Source organism: Streptomyces sp. NBC_01142 (assembly GCF_026341125.1).
Lineage (GTDB): Bacteria > Actinomycetota > Actinomycetes > Streptomycetales > Streptomycetaceae > Streptomyces.
Genome location: NZ_JAPEOR010000006.1, coordinates 105,907 through 127,635, shown reverse-complemented (window position 1 = coordinate 127,635; position 21,729 = coordinate 105,907). Strand labels below are relative to the sequence as shown.

At 71.0% G+C, this 21,729-nt stretch carries 27 protein-coding genes and 7 tRNA genes; 19 read left to right on the top strand and 15 right to left on the bottom strand.

What is annotated here, in order from left to right; translation table 11 throughout:
• Window positions 1-737: 737 nt before the first annotated feature.
• The 8 genes from OG883_RS45045 to OG883_RS45010 form a co-directional block, all read right to left on the bottom strand.
• The gene (locus tag OG883_RS45045; RefSeq protein WP_266554214.1) at window positions 738-1,496 is read right to left on the bottom strand and encodes a hypothetical protein; all 759 of its coding nucleotides are present in this window, start codon (window positions 1,494-1,496) and stop codon (window positions 738-740) included.
• A gap of 1,377 nt (window positions 1,497-2,873) precedes the next feature.
• A complete protein-coding gene (locus OG883_RS45040; RefSeq protein WP_266554503.1) occupies window positions 2,874-3,227 on the bottom strand; it encodes a hypothetical protein in 354 nt (117 codons plus the stop codon).
• A 41-nt stretch (window positions 3,228-3,268) separates the two neighbouring features.
• A complete protein-coding gene (locus tag OG883_RS45035) occupies window positions 3,269-3,634 on the bottom strand; it encodes a hypothetical protein (protein ID WP_266554501.1) in 366 nt (121 codons plus the stop codon).
• 66 nt (window positions 3,635-3,700) lie between these two features.
• The gene (locus OG883_RS45030) at window positions 3,701-4,045 is read right to left on the bottom strand and encodes a hypothetical protein (RefSeq protein WP_266554499.1); all 345 of its coding nucleotides are present in this window, start codon (window positions 4,043-4,045) and stop codon (window positions 3,701-3,703) included.
• Between the two features lie 31 nt (window positions 4,046-4,076).
• Window positions 4,077-4,147: transfer RNA gene (locus OG883_RS45025), tRNA-Glu, on the bottom strand.
• A 54-nt stretch (window positions 4,148-4,201) separates the two neighbouring features.
• Complete coding sequence (locus OG883_RS45020) at window positions 4,202-4,621, bottom strand: hypothetical protein (RefSeq protein ID WP_266554497.1); 420 nt, start codon at window positions 4,619-4,621, stop codon at window positions 4,202-4,204.
• A gap of 282 nt (window positions 4,622-4,903) precedes the next feature.
• Window positions 4,904-4,974: transfer RNA gene (locus OG883_RS45015), tRNA-Asp, on the bottom strand.
• An 18-nt stretch (window positions 4,975-4,992) separates the two neighbouring features.
• Window positions 4,993-5,068, bottom strand: a tRNA-Glu gene (locus OG883_RS45010).
• Window positions 5,069-5,979: 911 nt separating this feature from the next.
• On the opposite strand from OG883_RS45010, the gene OG883_RS45005 reads away from it, so the two are divergent.
• The gene (locus OG883_RS45005) at window positions 5,980-6,660 is read left to right on the top strand and encodes a hypothetical protein (protein ID WP_266554495.1); all 681 of its coding nucleotides are present in this window, start codon (window positions 5,980-5,982) and stop codon (window positions 6,658-6,660) included.
• A gap of 69 nt (window positions 6,661-6,729) precedes the next feature.
• Here the strand turns inward: OG883_RS45005 and OG883_RS45000 are convergent, their stop codons facing one another.
• Together OG883_RS45000 and OG883_RS44995 are read right to left on the bottom strand one after the other, a co-directional pair.
• A complete protein-coding gene (locus tag OG883_RS45000; protein ID WP_266554493.1) occupies window positions 6,730-7,086 on the bottom strand; it encodes a hypothetical protein in 357 nt (118 codons plus the stop codon).
• 232 nt (window positions 7,087-7,318) lie between these two features.
• On the bottom strand, window positions 7,319-7,768 hold the full coding sequence (locus tag OG883_RS44995; RefSeq protein ID WP_266554491.1) for a hypothetical protein: 450 nt from the start codon (window positions 7,766-7,768) through the stop codon (window positions 7,319-7,321).
• A gap of 302 nt (window positions 7,769-8,070) precedes the next feature.
• Between OG883_RS44995 and OG883_RS44990 the strand changes: the two genes are divergently transcribed.
• The 11 genes from OG883_RS44990 (at window position 8,071) to OG883_RS44940 (ending at window position 13,790) form a co-directional block, all read left to right on the top strand.
• Window positions 8,071-8,144: transfer RNA gene (locus OG883_RS44990), tRNA-Ala, on the top strand.
• Window positions 8,145-8,313: 169 nt separating this feature from the next.
• Window positions 8,314-8,967 carry a hypothetical protein gene (locus OG883_RS44985; protein ID WP_266554489.1) on the top strand — a complete coding sequence of 218 codons (654 nt, stop codon included), beginning with the start codon at window positions 8,314-8,316 and terminating at the stop codon, window positions 8,965-8,967.
• Window positions 8,967-9,194 (top strand): hypothetical protein, encoded by a 228-nt coding sequence (locus tag OG883_RS44980; protein WP_266554487.1) that lies wholly within the window; start codon window positions 8,967-8,969, stop codon window positions 9,192-9,194. Before OG883_RS44985 ends, OG883_RS44980 begins: the two co-directional genes overlap by 1 nt.
• 69 nt (window positions 9,195-9,263) lie before the next feature.
• A complete protein-coding gene (locus OG883_RS44975; protein WP_266554485.1) occupies window positions 9,264-9,599 on the top strand; it encodes a hypothetical protein in 336 nt (111 codons plus the stop codon).
• A gap of 591 nt (window positions 9,600-10,190) precedes the next feature.
• A tRNA-Glu gene (locus OG883_RS44970) sits at window positions 10,191-10,263 on the top strand.
• Window positions 10,264-10,287: 24 nt separating this feature from the next.
• Window positions 10,288-10,359: transfer RNA gene (locus tag OG883_RS44965), tRNA-Arg, on the top strand.
• 74 nt (window positions 10,360-10,433) lie between these two features.
• Window positions 10,434-10,504 (top strand) — tRNA-Trp (locus tag OG883_RS44960).
• Window positions 10,505-10,647: 143 nt separating this feature from the next.
• On the top strand, window positions 10,648-11,229 hold the full coding sequence (locus tag OG883_RS44955; RefSeq protein WP_266554483.1) for a hypothetical protein: 582 nt from the start codon (window positions 10,648-10,650) through the stop codon (window positions 11,227-11,229).
• The gene (locus tag OG883_RS44950) at window positions 11,226-11,465 is read left to right on the top strand and encodes a hypothetical protein (protein WP_266554481.1); all 240 of its coding nucleotides are present in this window, start codon (window positions 11,226-11,228) and stop codon (window positions 11,463-11,465) included. Before OG883_RS44955 ends, OG883_RS44950 begins: the two co-directional genes overlap by 4 nt.
• A 120-nt stretch (window positions 11,466-11,585) precedes the next feature.
• Entirely contained in the window at window positions 11,586-12,851 is a 1,266-nt protein-coding gene (locus OG883_RS44945) for a hypothetical protein (RefSeq protein WP_266554479.1), read from the top strand.
• A 42-nt stretch (window positions 12,852-12,893) separates the two neighbouring features.
• A complete protein-coding gene (locus OG883_RS44940; protein WP_266554477.1) occupies window positions 12,894-13,790 on the top strand; it encodes a hypothetical protein in 897 nt (298 codons plus the stop codon).
• Between the two features lie 108 nt (window positions 13,791-13,898).
• Here OG883_RS44940 and OG883_RS44935 read toward each other — a convergent pair whose 3' ends face one another.
• Window positions 13,899-14,909: a hypothetical protein gene (locus OG883_RS44935; protein ID WP_266554475.1), complete on the bottom strand. Its 1,011-nt coding sequence runs from the start codon at window positions 14,907-14,909 to the stop codon at window positions 13,899-13,901.
• 358 nt (window positions 14,910-15,267) lie between these two features.
• On the opposite strand from OG883_RS44935, the gene OG883_RS44930 reads away from it, so the two are divergent.
• Entirely contained in the window at window positions 15,268-15,699 is a 432-nt protein-coding gene (locus tag OG883_RS44930) for a hypothetical protein (protein WP_266554473.1), read from the top strand.
• A 121-nt stretch (window positions 15,700-15,820) separates the two neighbouring features.
• On the opposite strand, the gene OG883_RS44925 is transcribed toward OG883_RS44930, so the two are convergent.
• A complete protein-coding gene (locus OG883_RS44925; protein WP_266554471.1) occupies window positions 15,821-16,753 on the bottom strand; it encodes a hypothetical protein in 933 nt (310 codons plus the stop codon).
• Between the two features lie 65 nt (window positions 16,754-16,818).
• Window positions 16,819-17,220, bottom strand: coding sequence for a hypothetical protein (locus OG883_RS44920; protein ID WP_266554469.1), 402 nt, complete (start codon window positions 17,218-17,220; stop codon window positions 16,819-16,821).
• Between the two features lie 173 nt (window positions 17,221-17,393).
• On the opposite strand from OG883_RS44920, the gene OG883_RS44915 reads away from it, so the two are divergent.
• From OG883_RS44915 to OG883_RS44890, 6 genes are all read left to right on the top strand, one after another.
• Window positions 17,394-17,720, top strand: a complete 327-nt coding sequence (locus tag OG883_RS44915) for a hypothetical protein (RefSeq protein ID WP_266554467.1) — start codon at window positions 17,394-17,396, stop codon at window positions 17,718-17,720.
• A 152-nt stretch (window positions 17,721-17,872) separates the two neighbouring features.
• On the top strand, window positions 17,873-18,136 hold the full coding sequence (locus OG883_RS44910) for a hypothetical protein (protein ID WP_266554465.1): 264 nt from the start codon (window positions 17,873-17,875) through the stop codon (window positions 18,134-18,136).
• A gap of 58 nt (window positions 18,137-18,194) precedes the next feature.
• The gene (locus tag OG883_RS44905; RefSeq protein WP_266554463.1) at window positions 18,195-18,764 is read left to right on the top strand and encodes a hypothetical protein; all 570 of its coding nucleotides are present in this window, start codon (window positions 18,195-18,197) and stop codon (window positions 18,762-18,764) included.
• The gene (locus OG883_RS44900) at window positions 18,761-19,000 is read left to right on the top strand and encodes a hypothetical protein (RefSeq protein ID WP_266554461.1); all 240 of its coding nucleotides are present in this window, start codon (window positions 18,761-18,763) and stop codon (window positions 18,998-19,000) included. Before OG883_RS44905 ends, OG883_RS44900 begins: the two co-directional genes overlap by 4 nt.
• A 91-nt stretch (window positions 19,001-19,091) precedes the next feature.
• On the top strand, window positions 19,092-20,066 hold the full coding sequence (locus tag OG883_RS44895; protein WP_266554459.1) for a hypothetical protein: 975 nt from the start codon (window positions 19,092-19,094) through the stop codon (window positions 20,064-20,066).
• Between the two features lie 313 nt (window positions 20,067-20,379).
• Window positions 20,380-21,060, top strand: coding sequence for a hypothetical protein (locus OG883_RS44890; RefSeq protein WP_266554457.1), 681 nt, complete (start codon window positions 20,380-20,382; stop codon window positions 21,058-21,060).
• A 29-nt stretch (window positions 21,061-21,089) separates the two neighbouring features.
• Here OG883_RS44890 and OG883_RS44885 read toward each other — a convergent pair whose 3' ends face one another.
• Together OG883_RS44885 and OG883_RS44880 are read right to left on the bottom strand one after the other, a co-directional pair.
• Complete coding sequence (locus OG883_RS44885) at window positions 21,090-21,467, bottom strand: hypothetical protein (protein WP_266554455.1); 378 nt, start codon at window positions 21,465-21,467, stop codon at window positions 21,090-21,092.
• Complete coding sequence (locus tag OG883_RS44880) at window positions 21,464-21,667, bottom strand: hypothetical protein (RefSeq protein WP_266554453.1); 204 nt, start codon at window positions 21,665-21,667, stop codon at window positions 21,464-21,466. The genes OG883_RS44885 and OG883_RS44880 overlap by 4 nt, the downstream gene beginning before the upstream one ends.
• Between the last annotated feature and the right edge of the window lie 62 nt (window positions 21,668-21,729).

Here is a 21,729-nt window from a genome sequence, read left to right as displayed (position 1 = left end):
CCTCGTCGACACCCGCGGTGACACGGCCCGGACGGCTCGGCAGCACGCAGCGGGAGGGCGCAGGGCGTCGGCGGGACGGAGACGGCGGTTCGCCCGGGAGCAGCAGGGAGGGTGTCCGGCGGACGGGGCGCGGCGGCGGTGCGGGAGTCAGGGGGCCCAGGGAGCGGGCGGGGTCGACGGCGGTGGTGTTGCCGGGCCCGCAACACCACCGTGCCGAGCGGGCCGACGAGCAGCTGCCCCGCGGGGCGCCGGCCACATGGTGCGGCTCGGCGAGAGTAGCCGGGGCGACGGCCTTCGGCCTGCTTCAGCGCCTCCAGTGTCACGCCCGTCATCCTCGAATCCGCAGATCAGCAGGGGGACACCACAGGGCGGCCGGGAGTAGGCCCGGCAAGGTCCTGCAGGCCCGGCTCGGAGGCGGCCGGACAGTTCTGGACAGTTCTGGACGCTGGCGGACACCAGCGGACACCGTCCTCCACGCCTCGGGCCGGCGGCGCGGCCGAGCTGGACGAGCGGGGCGTGCTCCAGGACGTCGCCGGCACACCGGCACCGGGCGACACAGCCCGCCGGTGACTCCCCCGCGGCCGGCGCGACGTACTCGGTCACCACCTGCTACGCCGGTCGGCCTCCGGCGCGGCAGGTGCCTGAAGATCCCGCCCCCGGGCCGGGCAGCGCGGGCGCGGGGCGGCCGGCACCCAGCCGACGGGCGCACCGGCCGTGAGCGCAGGGCCCTGGCCGGCTCATCCGGCCGGCGTCTCCGCCACGGCGGGCACGGCCCCGGCGGCCTCTTCCCCGGCCGAGCTCGCGACGGCCGGCTGGACGTACTCGGCCACCACCTGCTCCAGGACCCCGAAGACCTTCTGCGCCCGCTCGCTGCGCGCACTGCCGAACGACTCCCTCGGGGCCGTCAGCAGCACATGCCAGTGCCTGCCGGTCAGCCGCCTCTGGCCCGCCGCCCGCAACGCGTACCGCACACCCCGGTTCTCCTTCTCCCTCAACACCGCCTGTTCCGGCGACACCAACCGGTGCGCGAGCATCGTCAGGCTCTGACGCAGAGGCAGCGGCACCTCCTTCCACACCGCGTCATCCGTGCCCGGGAGCAGCAGCCCCCGCGCCACCCCGGCCTCCGCCCGCACCGGCCCCGCATCCCCACCAGCCGCACCACCCCGGGAACCGGAACGAGCCCGTGAACGGCGCCCTGGTGCCCCCTCCGCGCCCCCGGCGCCCCCGGCGCCCCCGGCGGACTCGGCGGACTCGGCGGCCGGCTCCTCGACGGGAGCAGCGGCGGCGTCCTCGCCCGCCGCCGGCACCCGGGCCGGGGCCGGGCCGACCTCGGCGGCCGGGCACCCGCCCCCGCGTACGTGAGCGGCCAGCCCCACCGGCGCACCCGCATACGCACAGCTCCCACACCGCACCCAACCCGCGGCCGCCACGGCCTGCTCCACCACCGAGCGTTCCGGGCCGAACCCCGCTTCCACCAGCCGCTGCGGCAGCGTCAAACCCCCTTCCACCGCCCGCAACGCCGCAGCCGCCGTGATGTCATGCCCCCGCACAAACCACCGGCCGATCTCCGCCTCACCCCCACACCCGCAAAAGCAATCCCCACTCGGCACCAACCGCGGCTTCCTCGACTCCGACATAACCCGCGACCGTAGCGCCTCCGGCCCGCCGCAGATCAGCGAACCACCCGACACGACCAGAACCGACCAGAACCCGCCCCAACGCGACCACCCCACCACCACGCACGACCAGCTCGTACACCCAACACGACCACCAGCCCGCACCCCGAACACAGCAGCACAGCGCGGTAGGACAACAACCACCCAGACACGCCACAACAACCCGACCACCCAGACCGACAACCACCCGAGCCCCACATACACGACCACACAGCACAGGAATACAGCCAGACCATGCAGCCCGGCCATGCAGCGAGGTAAGGCAGCGTGACACGCGAGCGCGATAGAACAGCGCGCTCACACACCACGCTGACCCCACGCGACCAGGCACAACACAACCCGGCCCACGAGCACACGAGCCCACCCACAACCAGCCGCCCACACGACACAGGACGGCACGACGTCGGCGGCGGCGGCCGGACGGCGGCGGACGGCGCGGAGGCCGGGCGCGCGGTCGGGCAGCCGGAGGGCGGAGGCCGGGCGCGCGGCGGGCGGGGAGGCGCGGCGCGGCCGGACGGCGTCGAGGCTCGGCGGAGGGGCAGAGGCGGCGCAGGGCGGCGTCGGCGGCACGGGGGCGCGGCGCGGTAGCCCACAGGACGACGTACTCGGCGCCGGGCACGGAGCGGCGCACGGCGGGAGGCCGGCGGCGGGGCAGCACCAGGAGGCGGCGGGACGGGACGGCGGGCGGCAGCCGAGGCGACGGCGGGGCGCGGCGGAGGGCCGGAGCGGGGCGGGTGGCGGGTGGCGGACGGCGGACGGCGGACGGCCGGGACGGGGCGCGGCGCGGGTGGGCGCCGAACAATGCCGAACAACGCCGGACAACGGCGAACAACTCGCCCACCAGCAGAAACTGACGACACAACAACCCGAGACAACCCGAGACGCGGCCGACAGCGGCTCCGGCGTGGCCGGCGGCCGCGGGCACGGGGGCGGGGCGGCGGAAGGGCGGAGGGCGGAGGCGCGGACGGGCGCAGGGGCGCGGCGGAGGACGGCGCGCGCAGGGGCGTGGCGCGGTAGCCCACAGGACGACGTAGTCAGGTGCTGGGAGACGCCGCGGCGCACGACGGCGGGACGCGGATGACGGGCCTACTCCTCGGCCTCGAACAGGGCGCGCCACGGCCCAGGCGCCGGCCAGCGGGCGGGAGGGCGGCACCGCAGGGGGCTCGGCCCGACGGCGCGGCGAAAGCCAGGCTGTTCTCAGGCGGTCATGCGCAACCTCTCGTCCCAGCAGCAGGTGCCCACCCACCCGTTGTCGTGCCGGTGCGCGGTGCCGACAAGGATTTCCTTCTGGCACATCTTGCACGTCTCCAGCTCGGCGTCGAGGCCGTGTTGTTCGAGCACCGCGGCGATCTGCGCATCGGTCGGGTGGGAGTCGAACGACTCGTCTTCGGTCAGCACCTGGTCGTCACGGTGGCGCACCAGTTCATAGGAACGGCCGTCGATTCCGTTCCAGACCAGTTCCCGGACGAGGTACTGCTCCCCGTCTACCGCGAACGGGTCGTGGTCGATCTCGCGGACGACGACGGTTCCGGGCTTCGATGCATTTCCCATGCGGCTGCCAACTTCCTTGGTTTGTCAGGGTGGTGAAGGTCCTACGGCTGCTGCGTGCGGTGCTTGTGGTCGATCTCCTCCACGCGAGCGCTCAAGCGGGCGGCGGTGCGGCGGACGTCGTCGACGGCTTCGCGCAGGACCTCCTCCAGCGCCTGCCTCATGCTGTGGGCGTCGAGCTCGCTCGCGATGGCGTAGGCCGTGCCCGCGTCGACGCCTTGCAGCGTCACGGTGCCCGTGAGGAGGACGTCGTGGCGGTCCAGCGGGTCGTAGTAGCACCAGGCGTCCTCAGCAGTGGCGCGGCGCCCCTGGACCGTAACGGTGTAGCCCTCATGGAGGAAGCGGGCGGTGCCATCGAGGTCGAGGCGGAAGCCCGGGTCGGCGGGGGCGCTGAGCTGGCGCAGTTCCATGCGGGATCTCCGGAGTGTTGTGATGTCGCCGGTCGGGTGAGCTGGCCGCGGCGGCCCTGCAGAGGTTCAGCAGTCCAGAGGCGGGCCGTAGTGGTGCTGGTGGAGGTCGATGGCCTCGTGGATGTCGGCTTCGGTGAAGCCGCACGTCACGGGTGTGAGCGTGCCGCGGGAGAAGTCGATGGAGATGTCGAGCAGGACGGCCAGCAGGTCCTGGAGGTCGCGCGGGGGCAGGGTCAGGGTGTGGCGGGCGCTGCCGGGGAAGAGCTGGGCCGTGACCAGGTGGGCCAGGCTGTGCCAGGCCGGGTCCGGCCGGCTTAGGAGGTCGGCGCACAGGTGGCGGGCGATCGCGGTGGACAGGGTGACGATCGGCGCGGCGAGCATGGCGTTCGGCCGGCAGCGGTAACGGACCACGGGGCGCTCCTTACGTGGACGGCGGTACGGGTGCTCCTGCGGGGACTCGAACCCCGTTTCCCGGCTTGAAAGACCGGTGTCTTACCCATGGACGACAGGAGCCGGGACGGGCCGGGCCCGCCGCGCGAAGGCGAGCGGTCCAGGCCACGTTGCGGGTCAGCCCTCCGCGGCAGTCCGCGGGGCCGGAAGGTTGGCGCTCACGAACTGGAGGAACCAGTCGGGAACCTGACCCAGCTCGGCGTGGTAGCGCGTCCAGATCTCCCGGACGGGATGGCGCCGCAGGCTCTTGTCGGGCAGGACTTCGTGGCCGGTTACCTCGATGCTGTTCCAGCGGGGCGTGGCATCGCCGTCCTGGAACCAGCGGACGCGCAGCCGGACGGGCCGGACGCGGTAGCTGTCCTCGCCGTCCTCGACGGCGAAGTCCGGGCCACACTGTCCCTGCCATACCTTCTCGTACGTCCGCTGTGGCGGCTTGGCCGTCATCGCGTTGTCGTACTGCACCACCTCGTCGAACCGCTCCACGCGCAGCGAGGGCGTGAACTGTGCGGGTCCGGACGGGCCGTCGGCCAGCTCCATGTCCTACTTCCTTTCGTCACAGCGCGGTCGGTTCCCCCGGCCGTCACCGGGACGGTTCGGGTGGCGCGGCCGCGGGCTCTGCGGTCCGGTCGGCTCAGGTCCGGGTGATGTCTCCTGGCTAGCGCACTGTGCGGTACGCGGGCACGGGAAGGCGGGGCCCTGGTCGCGGCAGGCTGCCGGGACGGGAAGCGGTGCACGGCATGGGAGATCCGTACGGGTCGCATGTCCCGTCCAGGCAGGACCGAGGGATACCGCTCCCCCGGGGTGGGGGCGAGCGGTGAGCGCTCCTGCGGGGACTCGAACCCCGTTTCCCGGGTCGACAACCCGGTGCCCTACCTATGGACGACAAGAGCCTGCGTGAACGTGCTGCGTACCCTCGGCGGGATTTGAACCCGCGGTCTCCCCATTGAGAGTGGGGTGAGTTGAGCCGGACTACTCCACGAGGGCGTGGATTCCCGCCGTCGGCCGGGGATCGGATCAGGTAGGGCCCACACGGGGCTTGCTCGTCACCTTCCCCGGCCGGGGCGGGGCCGCCGTCGGCTCCTCCCCAGGAGCCTCGGGCGACGCGTGCCAGCGGACCGGGTCCGCCGGGGGAAGCATCACCTTCCCGCTGGCACGTCGTGAACTCTGCGGGTACTGCTCCCGCTCCTCCCCCACACGGGGGCGTGCTGCTGACACCACGAGTCCCAGAGGGCGCGCTTTCCCTCCTTCAACCCGCACCGGGGATCAACCGGGCGGGTTCGTTCTGCTGTGCCGGTGCGCAACCTCTCAACGGGGACTTCGCCTCTGGAGGGGGCACACACCAGCACATCGCGATCCGAGGGGAGTTGAACCCCTGCCCTCGATGCCTCAAGGGCCAGCTCCTGTAGCTGCGGACCTGCCGGACGGCCCGATGTGGCCGCTCCTGACTGTCCGGCGTCCTGCGGAGTTGATTACCCCCGCTGACCCTTTTATATTAATGCATGCATGGGAGTTGTGTCAACTTTTAAGGGTCAACATGATGGAGTAGCAACCTTGTGCGCGCCACCGGCCGCCGGCGCGGGTGGCGAGGAGGCCCACGTCGCGGCCACGAAGCCCATCGGCGGCAACCACGGACATCGCAGCCCCCGTCGGCTCGAGAGCAGCAACCGGGGCGGGCCTCGGGCCTCGGCAACCTGCATTCACGGCGTCAGCCGAGCCGCTACGATGGCGTGTGTTCCAAGGGCAACCGCGCCGCGCCCGGTCCACCACCACCTCGACGCCCACACCGCCGCAGGGGACCGCAGACGTCTGAGACTCGCGCGAGCGATCTCGTCATGCCCTCCTCCTGGACGGCCGACGCGTGTGGGGCAGCAGGCCGAACAAGGACGCGAGACGCCATGACCAACCCCCGCAACCGGGAACTCGACCGCGCCGTACGTGCGTACAAGCGGGCGCACCCCGGCGTCACCCTGGACCAGGCCCGAGCTGCTGTCGCCGCCCGCTCCGGCAGTCAGCCCCGCCTCCCGGCCCGGATCCCCGCTGCTCCCCTGCCCCGCCCCGCCGAACGACTTGAGGGCTACATCCAGCGCGTCGCCGGGGCGGCCGGCCTCCAGCGGCACCGGGCCATGGAACTCCTTGGCCTCGAGCCCGGCAACTCTGCCACCGAACGTCTCGACGAACTCGCTGCGGGCCCGCTGCCCGACCACTCCGTACGCGGCCTCGTCGCGGCCACCGGCATGACCTCTGACCAGGCCCGCGCCCTGACCGCCCCGCGCAGCGCCGCTGGCCGGATCCCGGACCTGGAGAACTTGGCGAGGCGGCTCCTGAGCGAGAAGCACATCCGGCCCGGAGGCGCGGGCAAGACCCGTACGGACGCGGGCGACCTCGCCAGGCTCCTCGCCGAAACGAGCGGGCAGCGCACTCTCCTGTTCGACCTGCCCGCCACTGAACCTCGCTCGACCCCTTACACCCCGATCCTCGTCGACCTGGACTGGCCGGCCGATGGCGCCCGGCCGCCCATCGATCCCGAGGTCTTCGACGAAGTCGCCGAGGCCCTCGGGATCGGGCAGGACACCTAGACGGACCTTCCGCCACGGGGGTAGCCCGCCAGTGGCGGACCAGGGCGCGCGGCCGGTCCTCGGACGTGGTCAGGCTGTCGCGCCCCAGGGCTCGGGGTCGGGGATCAGCAGGTTCTCGGCCTGTCGGGAGTCGCCGGCGGCGAGGTGCCGAGCGAATGCCGCGAGATCGGCACGATGGAGGATCAGAGGCCCTTCGTAGTGCCGGTGTTCAGTTGTCCCGACGCCGAGGGACTCATCATCCCAGCCGCCGAGCTGCGCGACGCGGTCAGAGGTGCCGGTCCGGTCCGCACGGTCCAGGGCATCCTGCCGGTGCCTCGAGGCGAGGAACTCGGCACGGGTGCCGACCCTGGTGCACGCGTCGACGACCGAGGACCACTCCAAGTAGAGGTCTTCGTCGTGTGTCGCCTTGATGATGCAGCGTCCCATGCGGTTCCTCCCGTTGCGGGGCGTAGCTGAAGGGGCGAGCAGCTGCTCGCTTCCGGTGCGAGTGGGGCCGGGCGTCATTGTCGCCCGCCCTGGACGGCCGCGAGGCCTTCGCCCGGTCTCGGGCAGGTCTGGCAGAACCCAGGTAGCGCAAGGCCGAGGTCGACGTGGCGGGCGTCCACGTCGGCGCACGGCGCCATCAGATCGGGCCACGCCTGCCTCACGCTGGTATCCGTCAGGTCACTGGGGCCTGCACGTCGAGCTCAGCCATCACCGTTCGTGTGATCGGCCATGCGGCATGCGCGATCGCCTCGACGATCATCCGCGCATGCTCGGCGTCCAGCCCCTCCGTGATCTCCATCAGGTTGACCGGCACGCCTTCACGCAGCGAAGCAGCGACCATGAACACCTTGACCTGGGTATCCGAGTACGTGTGGCCGGCGGTCTGCAGATGCCTGGCCATCTCCGCCCACTCCAGGTGGGCGTAGAACTTCTCCTCGTCGGTCGCCATGCCCCACTGGGCGAACCGGCGCACGTGGTTCGCCGACTGTGGCCGCTCCTCGTCGAGCAGGGCCTCCAGCCAGTCGCCGTGCTCGATCAGCAGCTCGGCGGCCGCCTTCGACTGGTCCCGCCTCGCCGCGTTGCGCAGGCCCTCCGCCAGCATGTCCTTCGTCCAGGGATTCATTCGCCGTCGTTCTCCTCGTCGGTCTGGGTGTGCTCGTTGCGCACAGGTTTCTGCGATGGATGGTCGCCTGCGGCCGGCAGAGGCGAACTCCTGCGACGGTAGCCGCAGTTCACCCCTAGCCGAATCGATCCGCCCCACTTTCTTACCAATTGACAGTCGTCTACGGGGGCATACAACGCCACGACGTGACCCTTTTAGATTGACATACCTTGTCGTCATGGGTAAAATTAGAAGCGTCAAGAGGGGTGATCGACCTTCTGGACGCCGGACAGTGAAGGGCGGCCGACCCGACCTGCCCGGCAGGCCCGTAGCTCAGTCAGTAGAGCGGCCCCCACGCCGGGGGACGGTCAGGGGTGCAATTCCCCTCGGGCCGCCAGGCGGCTGCCGCACATATGGCAGCCACGCACCACCAGTGCACGCCAAGCCCGTCTCTATGCGCCGAGGTCGCGCCTGCGGCCTGAGCTGGCGCCCACACGACGCGACCGCCGCAGTCGCCCCGCGTCGATATTCACTCAGTTCGCAACGAACCGTTAGGACCTTGCGCCATGCCCAACTTCACGCCCGCCGAGGCAGCCTACGCATGGATGAGCGCCCAGGACGCGCCCGTGACGTACTGGGACATCGCCAACGCCATCGCCGACGACACCAATGCTGAGGAGTGGAGCGCCGCCCACAAGGCCATCGTGCACCTCGAATTCGAGGGTCGCCTGGTCAACTTGTCCGCCCGCGAGTGGAGCAAGGTCGGTGTCACGGCCCGTAGCGCCCGCAAGGGCCGTCACCGCTACCTCGCCACCGACGACCAGTACAAGGCGTGGAACCGGCCCATGTACTCGGTGATGTGGGTGTCTTCCGACTTCATCGGCGAGACCGACGCCGACGCCTGGACGCGCGGCTACGCGCTCAAGGGCGTGAAGATCACCGGCGACGAGTACGACATCAACGGCATCCGCTCTGATGACTGGTCGCGGTATTTCTGGACCGGCCATGCCCGCAACGCGGCCGACGCGTACGCGCAGGGGTTCTTCGGGTGCGCCTACGACGTATGGGACCGGTCCGACTTCGAGGCGGACGTCGAGGACATCGCCGAGATGGTCGCCCGCGTGCACGCCGAGTTCGTCGACGACGACACCAGCGACCCCGAATACGTCGCCGCCGTCGTGCGTGACCTGCAGAGCCGCCGTGCTGCCGAGGCGGCTTGATGCTGTACCGCGAGGGAGAAGTCAACTGCGGCCACTGCCACGAACCGCAGGGCACCGCCGTCGACGACTACAACGGCGAGACGTACGAGGACGGCGAGGTCACGTTCACCCGCGAACCCTGCATGCGCTGCCGCGTCCACAGCCTCGGCATCCAGGAGCGCTGCGACGACGACTGCCCCGACTGCGAAGACCGCGGTGATGGTGGCGGCGACGCAGCCGAGGACTGACCAACCCGCTGGCGGCGGCACCAACCCGCGCCCCGCACCCGGCGGATCCGGGAGATCGGAGGATCCGCGGTGAGCCTGGACCACTCGCTTCTTGCCGTGTACGGCGCCGAGCTGAAGGGGGCGAACTGGGAGCATGTCTATGACCGCCTGGAGGACCTGCGTCGCGCCCAGGGCGCGGCCGGTGGCACCGAGGACGTGCAGCTCTTCACCGTCTCTGGTGACCGGGGCCCATCTCGGGTGGTGATCGGGGCCGCTGTCGTGGCCTTCGCGCCCGGCAGTTGCAAGTCCGTACGCGACTTCACCCCGTCGCCCGAGCGGGACGAGGCCGTGCGGCGGGCCGCCGTATTCGTGGGGCATGCAGAACCTGTCGAGCCCGGTTGGTTGTTCGTGTACGACCTGAGCTAGCCGGGCGCCGCTCGGCGGCAGCCGGCCTCGCCGTCGGGGAGGCATTCCCCTCCATCTTGACCCTTTTAATTTGACACATGGGCGCGAGTGGCGTAAATTTATAAGAGTCAGCGGGGGTGATCAACCCCGCAGGCGCCGTACGGCAACGCGGGCGCGGCCGATCCGCGCCGTACGGCAGGCTCGCAGCTACCGGAGCTGGCCCTGAAGGCATTCGGGGCAGGGGTTCAACTCCCCTCGGGTCACGACGTGTTGGCGCACTCCACCCACCGGCGCTCCGGCAGGGCACACGCCAGCACATCCATCGGACCTGACCGACTGATCCTCGGGAGGGTTGAAGAGGCGAGGACGCTCGCCTTGGAGCGGTAGCTCAGTGGCAGAGCCCCCCGGTTGGGGTGGTCGTGGGTTCGATTCCCGCCCGTTCACGACGTGTCAGCAAGCAGGTGAAGTTCCCCGCGGATCCGATCTCGCTGACACGCTCCGCTCGCGGCTTCTGGGGAGGAGCCGCAAGCGGACCGGCCGTCGGCCGGGGAAGGTGATGCTCGGGTCCTCGCGGACCCAACCTGATCTGATCCCCGGGCCGACGCCGGACATGCCCTCGTGGAGGACTGGATATCTCGCCCGGCTCTCAACCGGGAGATCGCGGGTTCAAATCCCGCCGAGGGTACGCAGTTTGCGCGGAACGCGCGCAGCTCCTGTCGTTCAACGGAAAGGACACCGGACTACGGATCCGGAGATCGGGGTTCGAGTCCCTGCAGGAGCACCTACCGCTGTCGCGCCGTCCACCGGTGCCCAGAGGCGATGGTCCCGAACTCCGGGGCGCGATCGCCAACCCCAGGGGGTGTAGCTCAGAGGCAGAGCGACGGTCTCCAAAGCCGGCAGCGCAGGTTCGATCCCTGCCGCCCCCGCCCTGTCCCCCACCTCCCGATTCGGTGCGCCGCCGGACGTCGTCCTCGGCCGACCCAGTCGAAGGAGTCCGCCGGCCGTCCCACCCGACCCCTGCTGCTCAGTAAGGGAGTTCACCATCACCACGCCGTACCCGCTCTCCGGAGTGAAGAGGGTCTTGCACCCCGATGGCACCGTCGATCGCGTCGAGTTCCACGACAGGCCGCAGACCGCGGACGAGGCCCGCGCTTTCGCCAAGTACCGCGACCTGTCGCCGCTGGAGCTGATGCGACAGCTGCGCACCGCGGAATGGAATGCGGACGTCGCCCAGTCCGAACGCGACCAGTGGAAGGCGACCGCGCAGCGGACCCAGACGGAGCTGGCGCAGGCGGAGCGACAGCTGGCCGCGATCACACCGGATGGCTGGGAACTGCCCAAGGCCGTCCAGGAGCTGCTCGCGCACGCCGAAAGCCACGGATGGCGCTCGGCACGGGCCTGGACGCCGCGCGGAACGGACGAGATGCTGCTGAAGATCGTCGTCGGCCGGGACACGCTCCCGTCCGACGCTCCCTCGCGTGGGACCCAGTGGCGATTCGAGCTGACCTGGAGCTGTGTGCCGGGCTCGGCCCGCCGGGCCGGTGCCGGCCTCGCCCGCACGCCTGACCGCCCGCAGTGGCATGACGCTCCGTCGGTGCGCAAGATCCGCGCGCTGATCAGTGACCACCCCTACGCGGCAGACGCGGCGTGATCGCCTTCGCCGCCGTCGCCGCCCTCGCCCTGCTCGCTCTCGGCTACGCCGCGGGGCGGCTCCGGCCCTGGGAGCTCTTCGGGATGTGGGTGGAGGACCTGCTGCTGCCGCACAACCACAAGCGCTGGCTCGGCAACCGCTCCCGCGAGTGGGCCCTCTTCGCGGCCCTGGCGGTCACGCGGCCCTGGGCCGCACTCGAGGTCTGGCGGAGGCGCAAGTCCCCGGAGGCGTCCTGAACATCGTCCCCCGTCGCCCTGCCGTCGTCCGGCGGGGTCGCTGGGCCCTGACGGGGCGACCGCCTGTAGTGATCCGGCGCCGCCCCCGAGCCGGAGTCGTCCGTACAGCAGAGGAGTTCCTTGTCTGTCCGCCATCTCACCGAACGGGTCGAGCTGCCGCTGCCCGGCGTCGGCTCCGCCGCAGCGCGCGTGACCGTCCTGGAGCGCGGCCGCGTCCGCTACGTCGTCCGTGCTCCGCACGTGCGCGGGACTTTCGTGGTCGTGCCGGACCACATCGCGAACGGTCCGATTCTGCCGACCACCGTCGCGGTGCAGTTCGGTGACGGCACTGAGCCGCTCGGCAGCTTCTACCGCGAGCACCGGCCCGACGAGCCGGTGGTGCACGGTGTCCGGGTCCATGGCTGGACCGGGCACCTGCACCCGGATGACCTGCCGACCGGTTGGTTCCTGGGCCGCTACGCCGCCGGGCTGAGCAACGGCATTCACCGGGAGCTCGCCCGCGGCACGCGGCGCCGCATCGAGGCCGTGATCCTTGCCATCGTCACGCACTGGCGCAGCCTGCCCTTTCGGCGCGACCTCATGGTGACGGCGGCGCGTGAGAAGGCGGCGGAGTACGCCGAGCACGAGGGCAACAGCGCAGCGGCGGCGGAGGCCCAGGCCGTCGAGCTCGAGCGGGAGCGCCGGTCCGTTCGTCACCGGATCTGCGTGCTGGCCGGCATCCTGCGGCGTCGGCCACGTCCCGTGCAGGCGCCGCAGGCTGAGCCGGTGCAGCTGCCGATCGAAGATCCCCGCCGGGGCACGCTCGGGCAGATCACGGTCCGCGAGGTCGCGGTGAACGCCGAGGTCGCGGGGAGTGTCGTCTACGAGGTGACCGGCGCCCGGGTATCCGGGCGGTTCACCGTCGGACCGAACCGGTACCGGCCGGAGCCGATCCCCCAGGGCATCTGGGTCGCCTACGGGCACGCCAGCGGCCGGTACTACGAGGACGAGCGGGCGCACGCGCCCGTGGTCAACGGAGTACGCCTGTGCGGCCAGTGGGACCACGACACGAGCGACGACATCACTCCCACCGCCCCGGACACCATCGGCGCCCGGGTGCCGTCCCGGGGCTCGGCGCCGTACGCCACCGAGCGCCGCACCGCAGCTGTCGTCCGCGCGCTGGCGCTGCACTACCTGCGCCGGCCGGACCTGGCGGCGCTGCGTCTGGCGGCCGCGCAGGCCAACGTCCCGAGCCTGCGCGCAGACGCCCGGCGTCAGCTGAGCGAGGTCAAGAAGCAGCTGGCCATCGAGGAGCGCAACGCGCGCCGCCATCGGGCCCGCGAGTGCGAGCTGCGCTCCCTGGTCCCCGGCAGCCGGCGCGAGGACCTGCCTGCCGAGGCCGCCTGACCACCGAGTTCATCGCCGTACCCCGCCCATGGAGTGGAGATCATGCACAGCAACGTCATCGAACGGCGGATGCAGGAGGCGCACGACGACTTCGCCGTCCGCGGCCAGGCCGTGGCGGACATCCTCAACGCCGAGGACATCCAGGGCGGAGGGTGGACGGTCACGGCCGGGGTCAATCTGTACGGGTCGTTCACCCTGCACCATCCCGCCGGATTCGCCGTCCACGTTGCCCGCCTCACCCCCAATCTCGCCGGAGCGGCCGGGCGGCGGCTCACGGTCGACGGCCACTACCCGCGGGAGTTCTACGGCGACCGTGCTCCGACGATCGGCGTCGGCCTCGACCAGCCGGCCACCTGGCTCGCGCGCAGGCTCGTCACCAGGTTCCTGCCCGCGTACCTGAATGTGTGGCCCACGGCGATGCTGCACAAGCGGCTGGAGGAGCAGTACACGGCGGCCCGGACCCGGCTGAACGCGCGCCTCGAGCGGGCGCTGCCCACGCTGGGGCCGGGTGCTGTCGGCGGCGGCCCAGACCGGCTCCAGTCGTACGCGTCGGTGAATCACCAGGTGGAGGGGGAACGGGCCATGTGCCGTGTGAAGGCCCGCCTGAACCACCCCGGGACCGCGGTCGATCTGCGGTTGGACTGGGTGCCTGCGGACCTTGCCGTTCGGATCCTCCAGGTTCTCAATCCCGCACCGCCCTTGGAAGGGCGGATCATTCCCGGTGCGCGGGCGCTGGACGCCTCTCCCGAGGCGATCGCCACGCCGCAGGTCGTCGTCGGCGAAGTGGTGCGCGGGGCCCAGGCACGGCACCCGCGCCCGCAGCTGCCCGAGGGCCGGCGCGCGATCTCCCGGCCGTTCTACGAGCCGTGGTTCGCCCCGAGCCGCAAGCGTCGGCCGCTCGCGATGCCACGGGAAGAAGTGGTTCCCGCCGAACGGTAGCCGCACCGGCGGCGCGCTGCGTGACGCGCACAGAGCCGTCGGGATCCGGCGGGCCGCCAGCCGATGCCGTCTGATCGTCACGCTCCAGGTTCCTCGCCCTGGCCGACTTCAGGCGGTCTCGTCGGGCTGAGCGATGCCCGCGGCGGCGCGGACCTCCCTCAGCAGGACGCCGGCCTGCTGCTCGTCGACGGGGTCGAGGTAGAGCAGCCGCATCAGGATCATCTCCGCGCAGTTCCACCTCTTCTGCCAGTGCGCGACCCGCGCCAGCCCGTACAACCCGCGCAGCAGCGGCCGGTTGGACATCTCCTGCCACAGGAGCACGCCGCCGTCGTACATCGGGAAGGCGAGCGGCACCTCGGCGACGGCGACCGCGCATTCGTACCACCGGCGCGCTTCGTCCAGCACGCCGGAGTCTCGCTCCAGGCCGGCCTCGCGTGCGGCGGCGAGATGGAGCTCGGCCCTCACCACGTACGCCTCGGCCGCCGCGGGCTGCTCCGTGTGCAACTGCTCCAGGCGGGCGTGTGCCTCGTCCGGTGCGAGGCGGAGCAGCTCCTCGCGGGCGGCGGGCAGGAGGCTGTGGTCGTCCGGTAGCCGGTAGACGGGACGGACGCCCTGGGTGAGCACATGGCGCCGCCACCGGTCCGGCTCGTCGACCGGCTCCAGCAGCGCTGTGTCGACCTCCTCGGGTTCCTCGTCCCAGTCCTCGCCTTCCTCGGGGGCGCCGTAGTCCAAGGGTTCCACGCCGACCGCAGCGAGGTAGGACGGGTCGAAGGTGCTGCCGCACGGCTGTGGCTGGTCCTGGTCGCGCGCCCGGTCGGCCGCCTGCATCGCCTCCATGCACAGGCCGGAGTGCAGCAGCTCCATCGAGACCGGGTGGTACTGCTGCGGCCACATGTGCGCGCCGATCCCCGGACCCCAGAACTCGAGGTCCTGCTGCAGCAGGACCCGCAACGCCATGTCGCAGCCGGCGGCGTCGAGCCGCGGGCCCTGCTGCATGATCCGGTCCGCGTTCTCCTGCACGGTCGCCAGGGCCTTCTGGTAGCCCATGCCCGTTTCGTGGCTAAGCCGGCGGGCGATCCGCGAGAAGTGGGTGGGTGACGTACGGGGATTGGTCGGCATGGCGCTCTCCTGAACACGGTCCCGCAGATCGCACCGCCCACCTCGATGCGCCGACAGGACCGACAGGCCGGGCGCGAATGCTGCACTTGCTCTCCGGGGCCGAGCACCGGCTCGGTTCACTCAGGACGGCCAACGGTGGGTCAAGCCGACGAGCGCGCGCCCCCTGGGACGCACCGCGCCCAGAGTAGCGGCCCGCTCGACGCCGACGCTGGCCCTTCGAAGGTTCTCACCCCGTCGGGGGACTGCTCCACCGGTCGAGCAGTGCCCTGAGCAGCGCAACTGCGGTGTCGGCACGGTCTGTCAGCATGGGCACTCCGCTCCTGGAGCGGCAGACCAGACAGCGACGAAAGGGGAGATCGTGGCCACATTCGAGGAGCAGATCGACAGCATCGGCGTCGAGCCGATCACCGCGGGGGTGGTGCTCTCGTTCACGTCCACCCGGCGGGAGTCCGAGTCCAACCCGCGAGCGGGACGCCCCCGGGTGAAGAACGCATCGGTGTTCGTCGCCCACGATGAGCTGCGCGCGATATGTGAAGCCCTGGCGCAGAGAGAGGACTACCGCAGCCCTGGCGGCAAGGACGCCTTCCGCGGCTTCCTCATCGAACCCTGGGACGCGGATCCGGACGTACGCGGCTCCTTCCAGTTCTTCTCCGGCGACAGCGTGCTCGAGGTCGACCTGAGCGAGCGCACCCAGTCCGAACTGCTGGGGAGGCTGCAGCAAGCCCTGGAGAGCACCGAAAGTGAAACGCACATCCGCTTCTACGACCACCGCGGCATCAGCCTGAACTGACGCCCGGGAGCGAACGCATCGCTTCGGCCCCGCGACCGTCCCCGGCGTCGCCGCACGGCCGGGGCCCGGCGAGCGCGCCTCCGTCGGCCGGCCGTCGCGTGATCGCGACGGCCGTGGCGCTCTACCAGGCGGCGACGCGGGCGATGTGGGCGAGCAGCGCGGCGGTGACGTCGGGTGAGGTCGGTGGTGCCTCGGTGTTGATGGCCATGGTCGAGGCGTCGAAGTCACGGCTGGCCGTGTGCGTGATCGTGGCGGTGCCTCCGTCGCGGGACAGCGAGAAGGACGGCACCCCGGGCAGGCGCTCGGGCAGGTCCAGTGTTGCGGCGGGCCCGTCGGCGGGCGTTGCGCCGTCGAGGTCGGCCAGGTCGGCGGCGAGGTGGCGCAGGTGCCAGTCCTCGTGCGCGCACGCCCCGTGGCACTTCACCCCAGCAAGGCGCCGGGCGCCGGGCGCGTACAGCACGTGCCGGGTGTGATCCCGGTAGTTCTTCGTGTGGACGACCGTCTGCTCGGCGCCCGGGTTGAGCCGGACGATCCAGAAGGCGTCGCTCTCCTGGTCCTGGAACTGCCAGGTCATGCGGATCTCGGCGGCGATGGCGAGGTCCGGCCAGTCGACGGCGACGCCGGTGTCCTGCCCCTGCCAGGTGTGCAGGTGCACGCTGCTGCGGCCGGCGGCCGGGTCGGCGATCCACATTCCGGGGGTACGCGGCCAGTCCCGCACGCGGCCGAGCAGCAGCACAGACTGGTCGGGCCAGTTCGGCAACTGCGGGTGCTCGCGGGAGTTCTGGTAGACCGGGCAGGCCCCGCACTGCACACGCGGCGTGTCCGGCGAGGCGTTCGGAACCGGCCGTGAAGCGAGCTTCGCGCCCATGCACCGCTCGAAGCCGCCCCAGCGCTGTCGGCCGGTGCGGGCCTCGAAGAGCGAGGCGAACCGGATCGGCCGGAGCCCGCAGTGGGCGGGGGTGTCGAAGTGGGCGTTGAGCGACAGCCTGTTCCACCCCTGGCCGTCCGGCCCGCGCGGGCTGTACTCGTGGGGGTTGTCGAGGTAGATGGGCACAGGGCCTCCGTTCAGAGAGCGCTTGGGCATGCCGGAGTCAGGCGGCAGAGCGGGGGGATGTTTGATCAGATGCCGGAGCCGTAGGCCGCGCGAGCGGGCCTCTCGCCGGCAGTGGAACGGCCGGGCAGCGGCACGGGGTTGAGCATCGGGTCGTCGAGTTGGGCGTACCAGTCCTCCTCGTCGGCGAAGACGGTGTCGCATCCGGCGGTGCAGATCAGCTGGCCGGGCTTGAGGAGCCTCTGCACCTCGTGCACCGCCGGGTGGCCGTAGCCGATAGCGGATCCGTGGTTGCAGAACCCGCGGTCACGTACCGCGTGCCACGCATCGGCCTCGGCGTTCATCTGCGCCATCTCCAGATCGACGTCCAGGCGCTGAGTGAGAACGGCCTCCAACTCGTCGGCGCTGCTCTCGTCGGCGTACAGCAGGTTGGCTCCTTCGTAGGGGTCAGGCCCCGGCGCGATGAGCACCGGCAGAACACCTAATGTACGCAGACAGGTGACGTTAGTCAAAATAAAAGGGTCACCCCCCAGCCACCCTCTTTGAGTGACCCTTTTAATTTGACGCACAATCGCTATATGAGTACATTAGTGCTTGTGAAGGGTGGGAACGGTCCCCGCACCCGGACGACGAGGAGAGCGTGATGGAGCAGTTGCCGGTCGAGATCACCATCCACCGGGTCTACGAGGACGGAATCGTGGAAGACCTGATCTGCCCGCAGGGTCATGACCTGTGGCGGGCCCTCGACTTCGTCCAGCGGGTGATCGCGAAGGGGCACTGGGTTCTCATCGTCCCGGACCAGGGATCCGGCCTCATCGCCGAGGTCTCCGCCCCCATCGCGCCGGGCCTGCTGTCGGAGATCGTGTCCAAGGCGATCGACGCGGGCCAGAGCACGCTCGTCCTGCCCCAGACCATCGACCGGTCAGGCATCCTGCCGGTCCTGCGGAGCCTCTCCGCCGATCCGTCCTAACGAAGACGCGTCGCCTGCGTACTCGGACAACGGCGCAGCCACAGACCCCTGATCAGCCGCCCGGCGCCGCCACCGGAAGCCGAGCTCCCCCACCCCCGACGTCGCGCGCCACCGCCCGCGAGCTGCGCGCCCCCAGTCGAAAGGCCCCGTAAATGATCACGAACGTCGAGAGTCTCGCCCCCGCCCACGTCGTCGGGGAGATCCTCGTTGCGGCGATCCACAACATCGCCGAGCAGAACATCGACGGGCATGACCTCACCGCCGCCAGGAACCGGCTCGACGGCAACCTTTCCGCCATCGTCCGCTCGGCCAAGACGTACGCCGAGTCGGTCAAGGACGGCAAGACCGACGAGGAAGCCAAGCGGGACGCCGCCATCGCGGTCGTCAACAACTACCGCCTGCAGCACAACCTTTAGCCCGTCACGGGCAGTTCCGGCCCTGCCTAACGAAGTGCACCCAACAGAAGGAGACTGCGTGACCGACCTGACCACCCTGCCGCTGACCGGCCTCGAAGTACCGCACGCCCGCTACCGGATCACCAGCCTGCAGCAGGTGACCATGAGCTGCGGCGTCGCGTTCAGCGCGAACGTGCGCCAGGGCCGCGCTCTTGTGGGAGTGATCGAGAACCACGGTCGCGGCGGCGGCACTTGGTTCACCCCGGCAGACCGCACCGGCCGTCAGGGTATGGCCGAGTTCACGCGCACCTGCCGCTGGAAGGGCGAACCGATCGGCGAGGAGGAGGTGTACGAGCACCTCATCGACGAGTACGACCTGGCACGTACGGCCAAGCGGAACGCACGGAAGCGGACGAGCCTGGTGCGCGGGCTCGACGCCGACGGGTACACCGAGCACATCATCGAGGCCAAGGTCCCCGCCGTCTGGCTTGCCAGGGGCGACTACCCGTACATGGACCAGCTGGCCCGCGGGCTCTCCCGGCACCAGCCCGCGCCCGAGGTCTGGCAGGTGTGGGACGGCGAGCAGTGGCAGGAGCTCGTGCTCCCCCACACCGCCAACAACTTGTCCACGGCCAGGTGTTCGGCATGACGGCCGTCTGGTACCGGGCGAACGACGACCGGCGCATCATCGTCCACCTGGAAGACCCGTCCTACGGCATCGACAACGCGCGCTTCGCCCGGTGCGGAACCCTGCTCGCCGAGATCGCACCCCCGCTCGGCGAAGGCGACACCCGGCGCCTGTGCCGTACGTGCGGCCTGAGCGACGACGAGCTCGGCACGACTCGCTCCGGCTTCCATCGCATCCAGCCGATCGCCGTCGGGTAACCCGCTGCCGCCACCGGTGTGGCATTCAGGTCGGCCGTGCCGTGCCCGGCGGTACCTCCGGTGGGCGGGCAGGGCCGGTACGGTGCCGGGCATGCACAATTCCACCCCGCCCCCGGGCGCCGGCCCCGTGCCGGGACAGTGGCGGGTGATCGAGGCCCGACCGCGCCCGGAGGCGGAGGAGTTCGCCCGGACTGCGCGGATCACACGGCACGCCCAGCGGGAGTACATGGGAACGCACATCGTCTCGGAAGGAACGGCTGACGCCGAGATCCGGCAGCTCCTGGAACGATTCCTCGAAGTCGGGCGGCTGGCCCAGGACGCCGGTGGCACCGTGCGGGTGCGCAGCCCCAAGGCCGACGGGGACGACGCCTATTCCTTCCTCCTGTACCTGGAATCCCGGCACATCATCGGCTACCGGGGCCCCGAGCTCTCCTGGTTCGAAGGCGTCCACGCCTCGCTCGAGGACCTCCGCCGGGAGCAGGCCGAGCGACGGGACCGCGACCAGCAGCGGCAACAACAGCGTGCGGCACAGGAGCAGCAGCTGCGGGAGCGCCGTGCGGCGCACGAGGAGCGGATGCGCGAGCAGCAGGCGACGGCCGCGGCCCACCGAGCGGAAGCCCTCAAGCCGACCTGGCCGGTGCTTCCGGCCAGCCACTACGACCGCATCGGCAACGCAGCGCCGGCGCCCGCCCGCCGGCGGCCGATCACCGACGAGGCTCGGATCCGCCACGTCGGTCGACAGCCGCATGTCGTGTACTCCGCCGACGCGCTGAACAGCTCATTCTTCCGCAACGTACCCCCGGAGCACCGGTGTGAGGCCCTGCACCGTGTGCTCGACGTCCTCCTGCGCGCGCCGAGCAAGGGCACGGTGGTCATTGACAACAGCGCCATCACGGTGACCGGCAAGAAGGTCACGATGACCCTCTCCCCCGACTGCGCCGCCGTGCGCACCCTGAACCCGCCCCGGCCGGGCAACAAGAACGAGCCCCCGTGCTACCGGGCCGCAGTCTGGACCAAGGCCCGGGAACGCCGGGAACGCCCCCGAGAGCCGGACCACGAACCGTAGGAACACGGTCCGCCCGGAGCGTCGTGCGGGTCCGGTTCTCGACCGGGCGCGACAGCCCGCCCCATACGCGCGGGCCCAGATCGGCCGGCGGAACCCGCTCGCCGACCGCGCCCCGGATGGGGTGTTGCGATGCCCCGCCCCGCGCGGAGGTCTGCGCCGTCCGTTAAAGGGCGCCTCGGGCGGGCCGCCGCGGAATCAGGTACGAAGCCCGGCGCGCCCCAATCTGAATGACGGCAGCGCTCTTGACACTCTTTCAGGTGTTCTGTCATGTTCTGGCCGCAGTTTCGCGGCAGATGGTCGAGAGGGGATTGCCATGGTGCGACGAAGTGAGTACGACGACGGCCAGGCGGCGAAGCGGCTGAAGGTCCCGGTGGCCGCCTTCCGATGGGCACGCCACTGCGGGCTCGTCCCGGAACCGGATCTGCCTACCCGCCGGTGGTCGCCAGCCGCCGTGGCGGCGATGGACCCGGACGCGATCCGCGAGGCGCTTCCGCGGACGCCGATCTCCGGTGCTGCCGCCGCGAATCAGATCGCCGAGACGCTCGGCACCCCGAACCTGAGCGGCGAGAAGGCTGCCGTCACCGCGTTCGTCGTCCGCCGGCTGATCGACCTGCGGCTCCTCACCGATCTCAGCGCCAATCCGGACGGGTCCCTGGTCAACCCCGACCAGGTGGACCTCGTCTGCGCGCGCGAGGATCTCGCCGAGCTGGTGGCCGCCCACACCCCGCTGGGCCCCGACCAGGCCGCGCAGCGGCTGTCCGTCCGGCGGACCGACTTCGACCACATGTTGCGTCTGGGGTGGATCAAGCCGGCCGATGTCATCGAGGTGCGGTTCGGTACCTCGCGGGCCGGGGCGGTCGACGTCGCTCTGTTTCGCACGAGCGACGTCGATGGCCTGCCGGCCGCTCACCCCGAGATCGGCTGGGCCGCCCTCCGCACCCTCGGAAAGGGGCAGCGCTCGCCACTCGCCGCTCTTCCGGCAGCCACCGCCTGATCGCAGCCGGTGACACCGGGGCTCTGGTGTCAGGTCCAGGACCGGAGGGCGCGGGCGACCCCGCGAAGGTCCTCCTCGCCGGCGCGGACCGCTCCTGCGAGGGACCACAGGGCATCCGGCTTGGCTGCGATGGCCTGCCCGGACATCTGGAGGTAGGCGTCGGCGGCCGCGTAGCCGACGACCAGGTTGTAGTCCTCGAAGGGGCGCAGGACCAGGGCGTGGTGCAGGAACGTGGCCGCTCGGGATACGGCGTCCTCGTAGTACGGCTGTCCGGCGATCTGTTCGTAGCGGTGTGCACTGCCGGTCCAGTGGAGAGCTCCCCAGTCGGCGATGCCGACGTTCCTGGGGGCGGCCTCCTCCTGGATGGCGAGGAGCCATCCAGGGTCGACGTAGACGATCGGGCTCACCGCATACCCTCGGGCGCGTCCTTCACAGCTTCAAGGGCGGTGGGCAGAGCGGTTCGCGCAGCGGTGAGGAAACGGGCCTTGTCGGCGTCGCTGATCAGCAGCTGCTTGGCCCAGGAGCGGGTGGACACGCCCAGACTTTGGGCGTGCTCGTTCACCCGGGCCAGTTCTTCGTCGCTGAGATCCACAGAGATTTTCGGCATGCTCCCACCGTACCGCGCGATGCCTCCACCCGTGGAGGCATTCGCGGAGGCATTGCCCGGTT

Coding starts and splice junctions, on each gene's coding strand:
- OG883_RS45040 (WP_266554503.1), bottom strand. CDS start 3,227: ATGGGAAATGCATCGAAGCCCGGAACCGTCGTCGTCCGCGAGATCGAC.
- OG883_RS45035 (WP_266554501.1), bottom strand. CDS start 3,634: ATGGAACTGCGCCAGCTCAGCGCCCCCGCCGACCCGGGCTTCCGCCTC.
- OG883_RS45020 (WP_266554497.1), bottom strand. CDS start 4,621: ATGGAGCTGGCCGACGGCCCGTCCGGACCCGCACAGTTCACGCCCTCG.
- OG883_RS45005 (WP_266554495.1), top strand. CDS start 5,980: ATGACCAACCCCCGCAACCGGGAACTCGACCGCGCCGTACGTGCGTAC.
- OG883_RS45000 (WP_266554493.1), bottom strand. CDS start 7,086: ATGGGACGCTGCATCATCAAGGCGACACACGACGAAGACCTCTACTTG.
- OG883_RS44995 (WP_266554491.1), bottom strand. CDS start 7,768: ATGAATCCCTGGACGAAGGACATGCTGGCGGAGGGCCTGCGCAACGCG.
- OG883_RS44985 (WP_266554489.1), top strand. CDS start 8,314: ATGCCCAACTTCACGCCCGCCGAGGCAGCCTACGCATGGATGAGCGCC.
- OG883_RS44980 (WP_266554487.1), top strand. CDS start 8,967: ATGCTGTACCGCGAGGGAGAAGTCAACTGCGGCCACTGCCACGAACCG.
- OG883_RS44940 (WP_266554477.1), top strand. CDS start 12,894: ATGCACAGCAACGTCATCGAACGGCGGATGCAGGAGGCGCACGACGAC.
- OG883_RS44935 (WP_266554475.1), bottom strand. CDS start 14,909: ATGCCGACCAATCCCCGTACGTCACCCACCCACTTCTCGCGGATCGCC.
- OG883_RS44915 (WP_266554467.1), top strand. CDS start 17,394: ATGGAGCAGTTGCCGGTCGAGATCACCATCCACCGGGTCTACGAGGAC.
- OG883_RS44910 (WP_266554465.1), top strand. CDS start 17,873: ATGATCACGAACGTCGAGAGTCTCGCCCCCGCCCACGTCGTCGGGGAG.
- OG883_RS44900 (WP_266554461.1), top strand. CDS start 18,761: ATGACGGCCGTCTGGTACCGGGCGAACGACGACCGGCGCATCATCGTC.
- OG883_RS44895 (WP_266554459.1), top strand. CDS start 19,092: ATGCACAATTCCACCCCGCCCCCGGGCGCCGGCCCCGTGCCGGGACAG.
- OG883_RS44890 (WP_266554457.1), top strand. CDS start 20,380: ATGGTGCGACGAAGTGAGTACGACGACGGCCAGGCGGCGAAGCGGCTG.
- OG883_RS44880 (WP_266554453.1), bottom strand. CDS start 21,667: ATGCCGAAAATCTCTGTGGATCTCAGCGACGAAGAACTGGCCCGGGTG.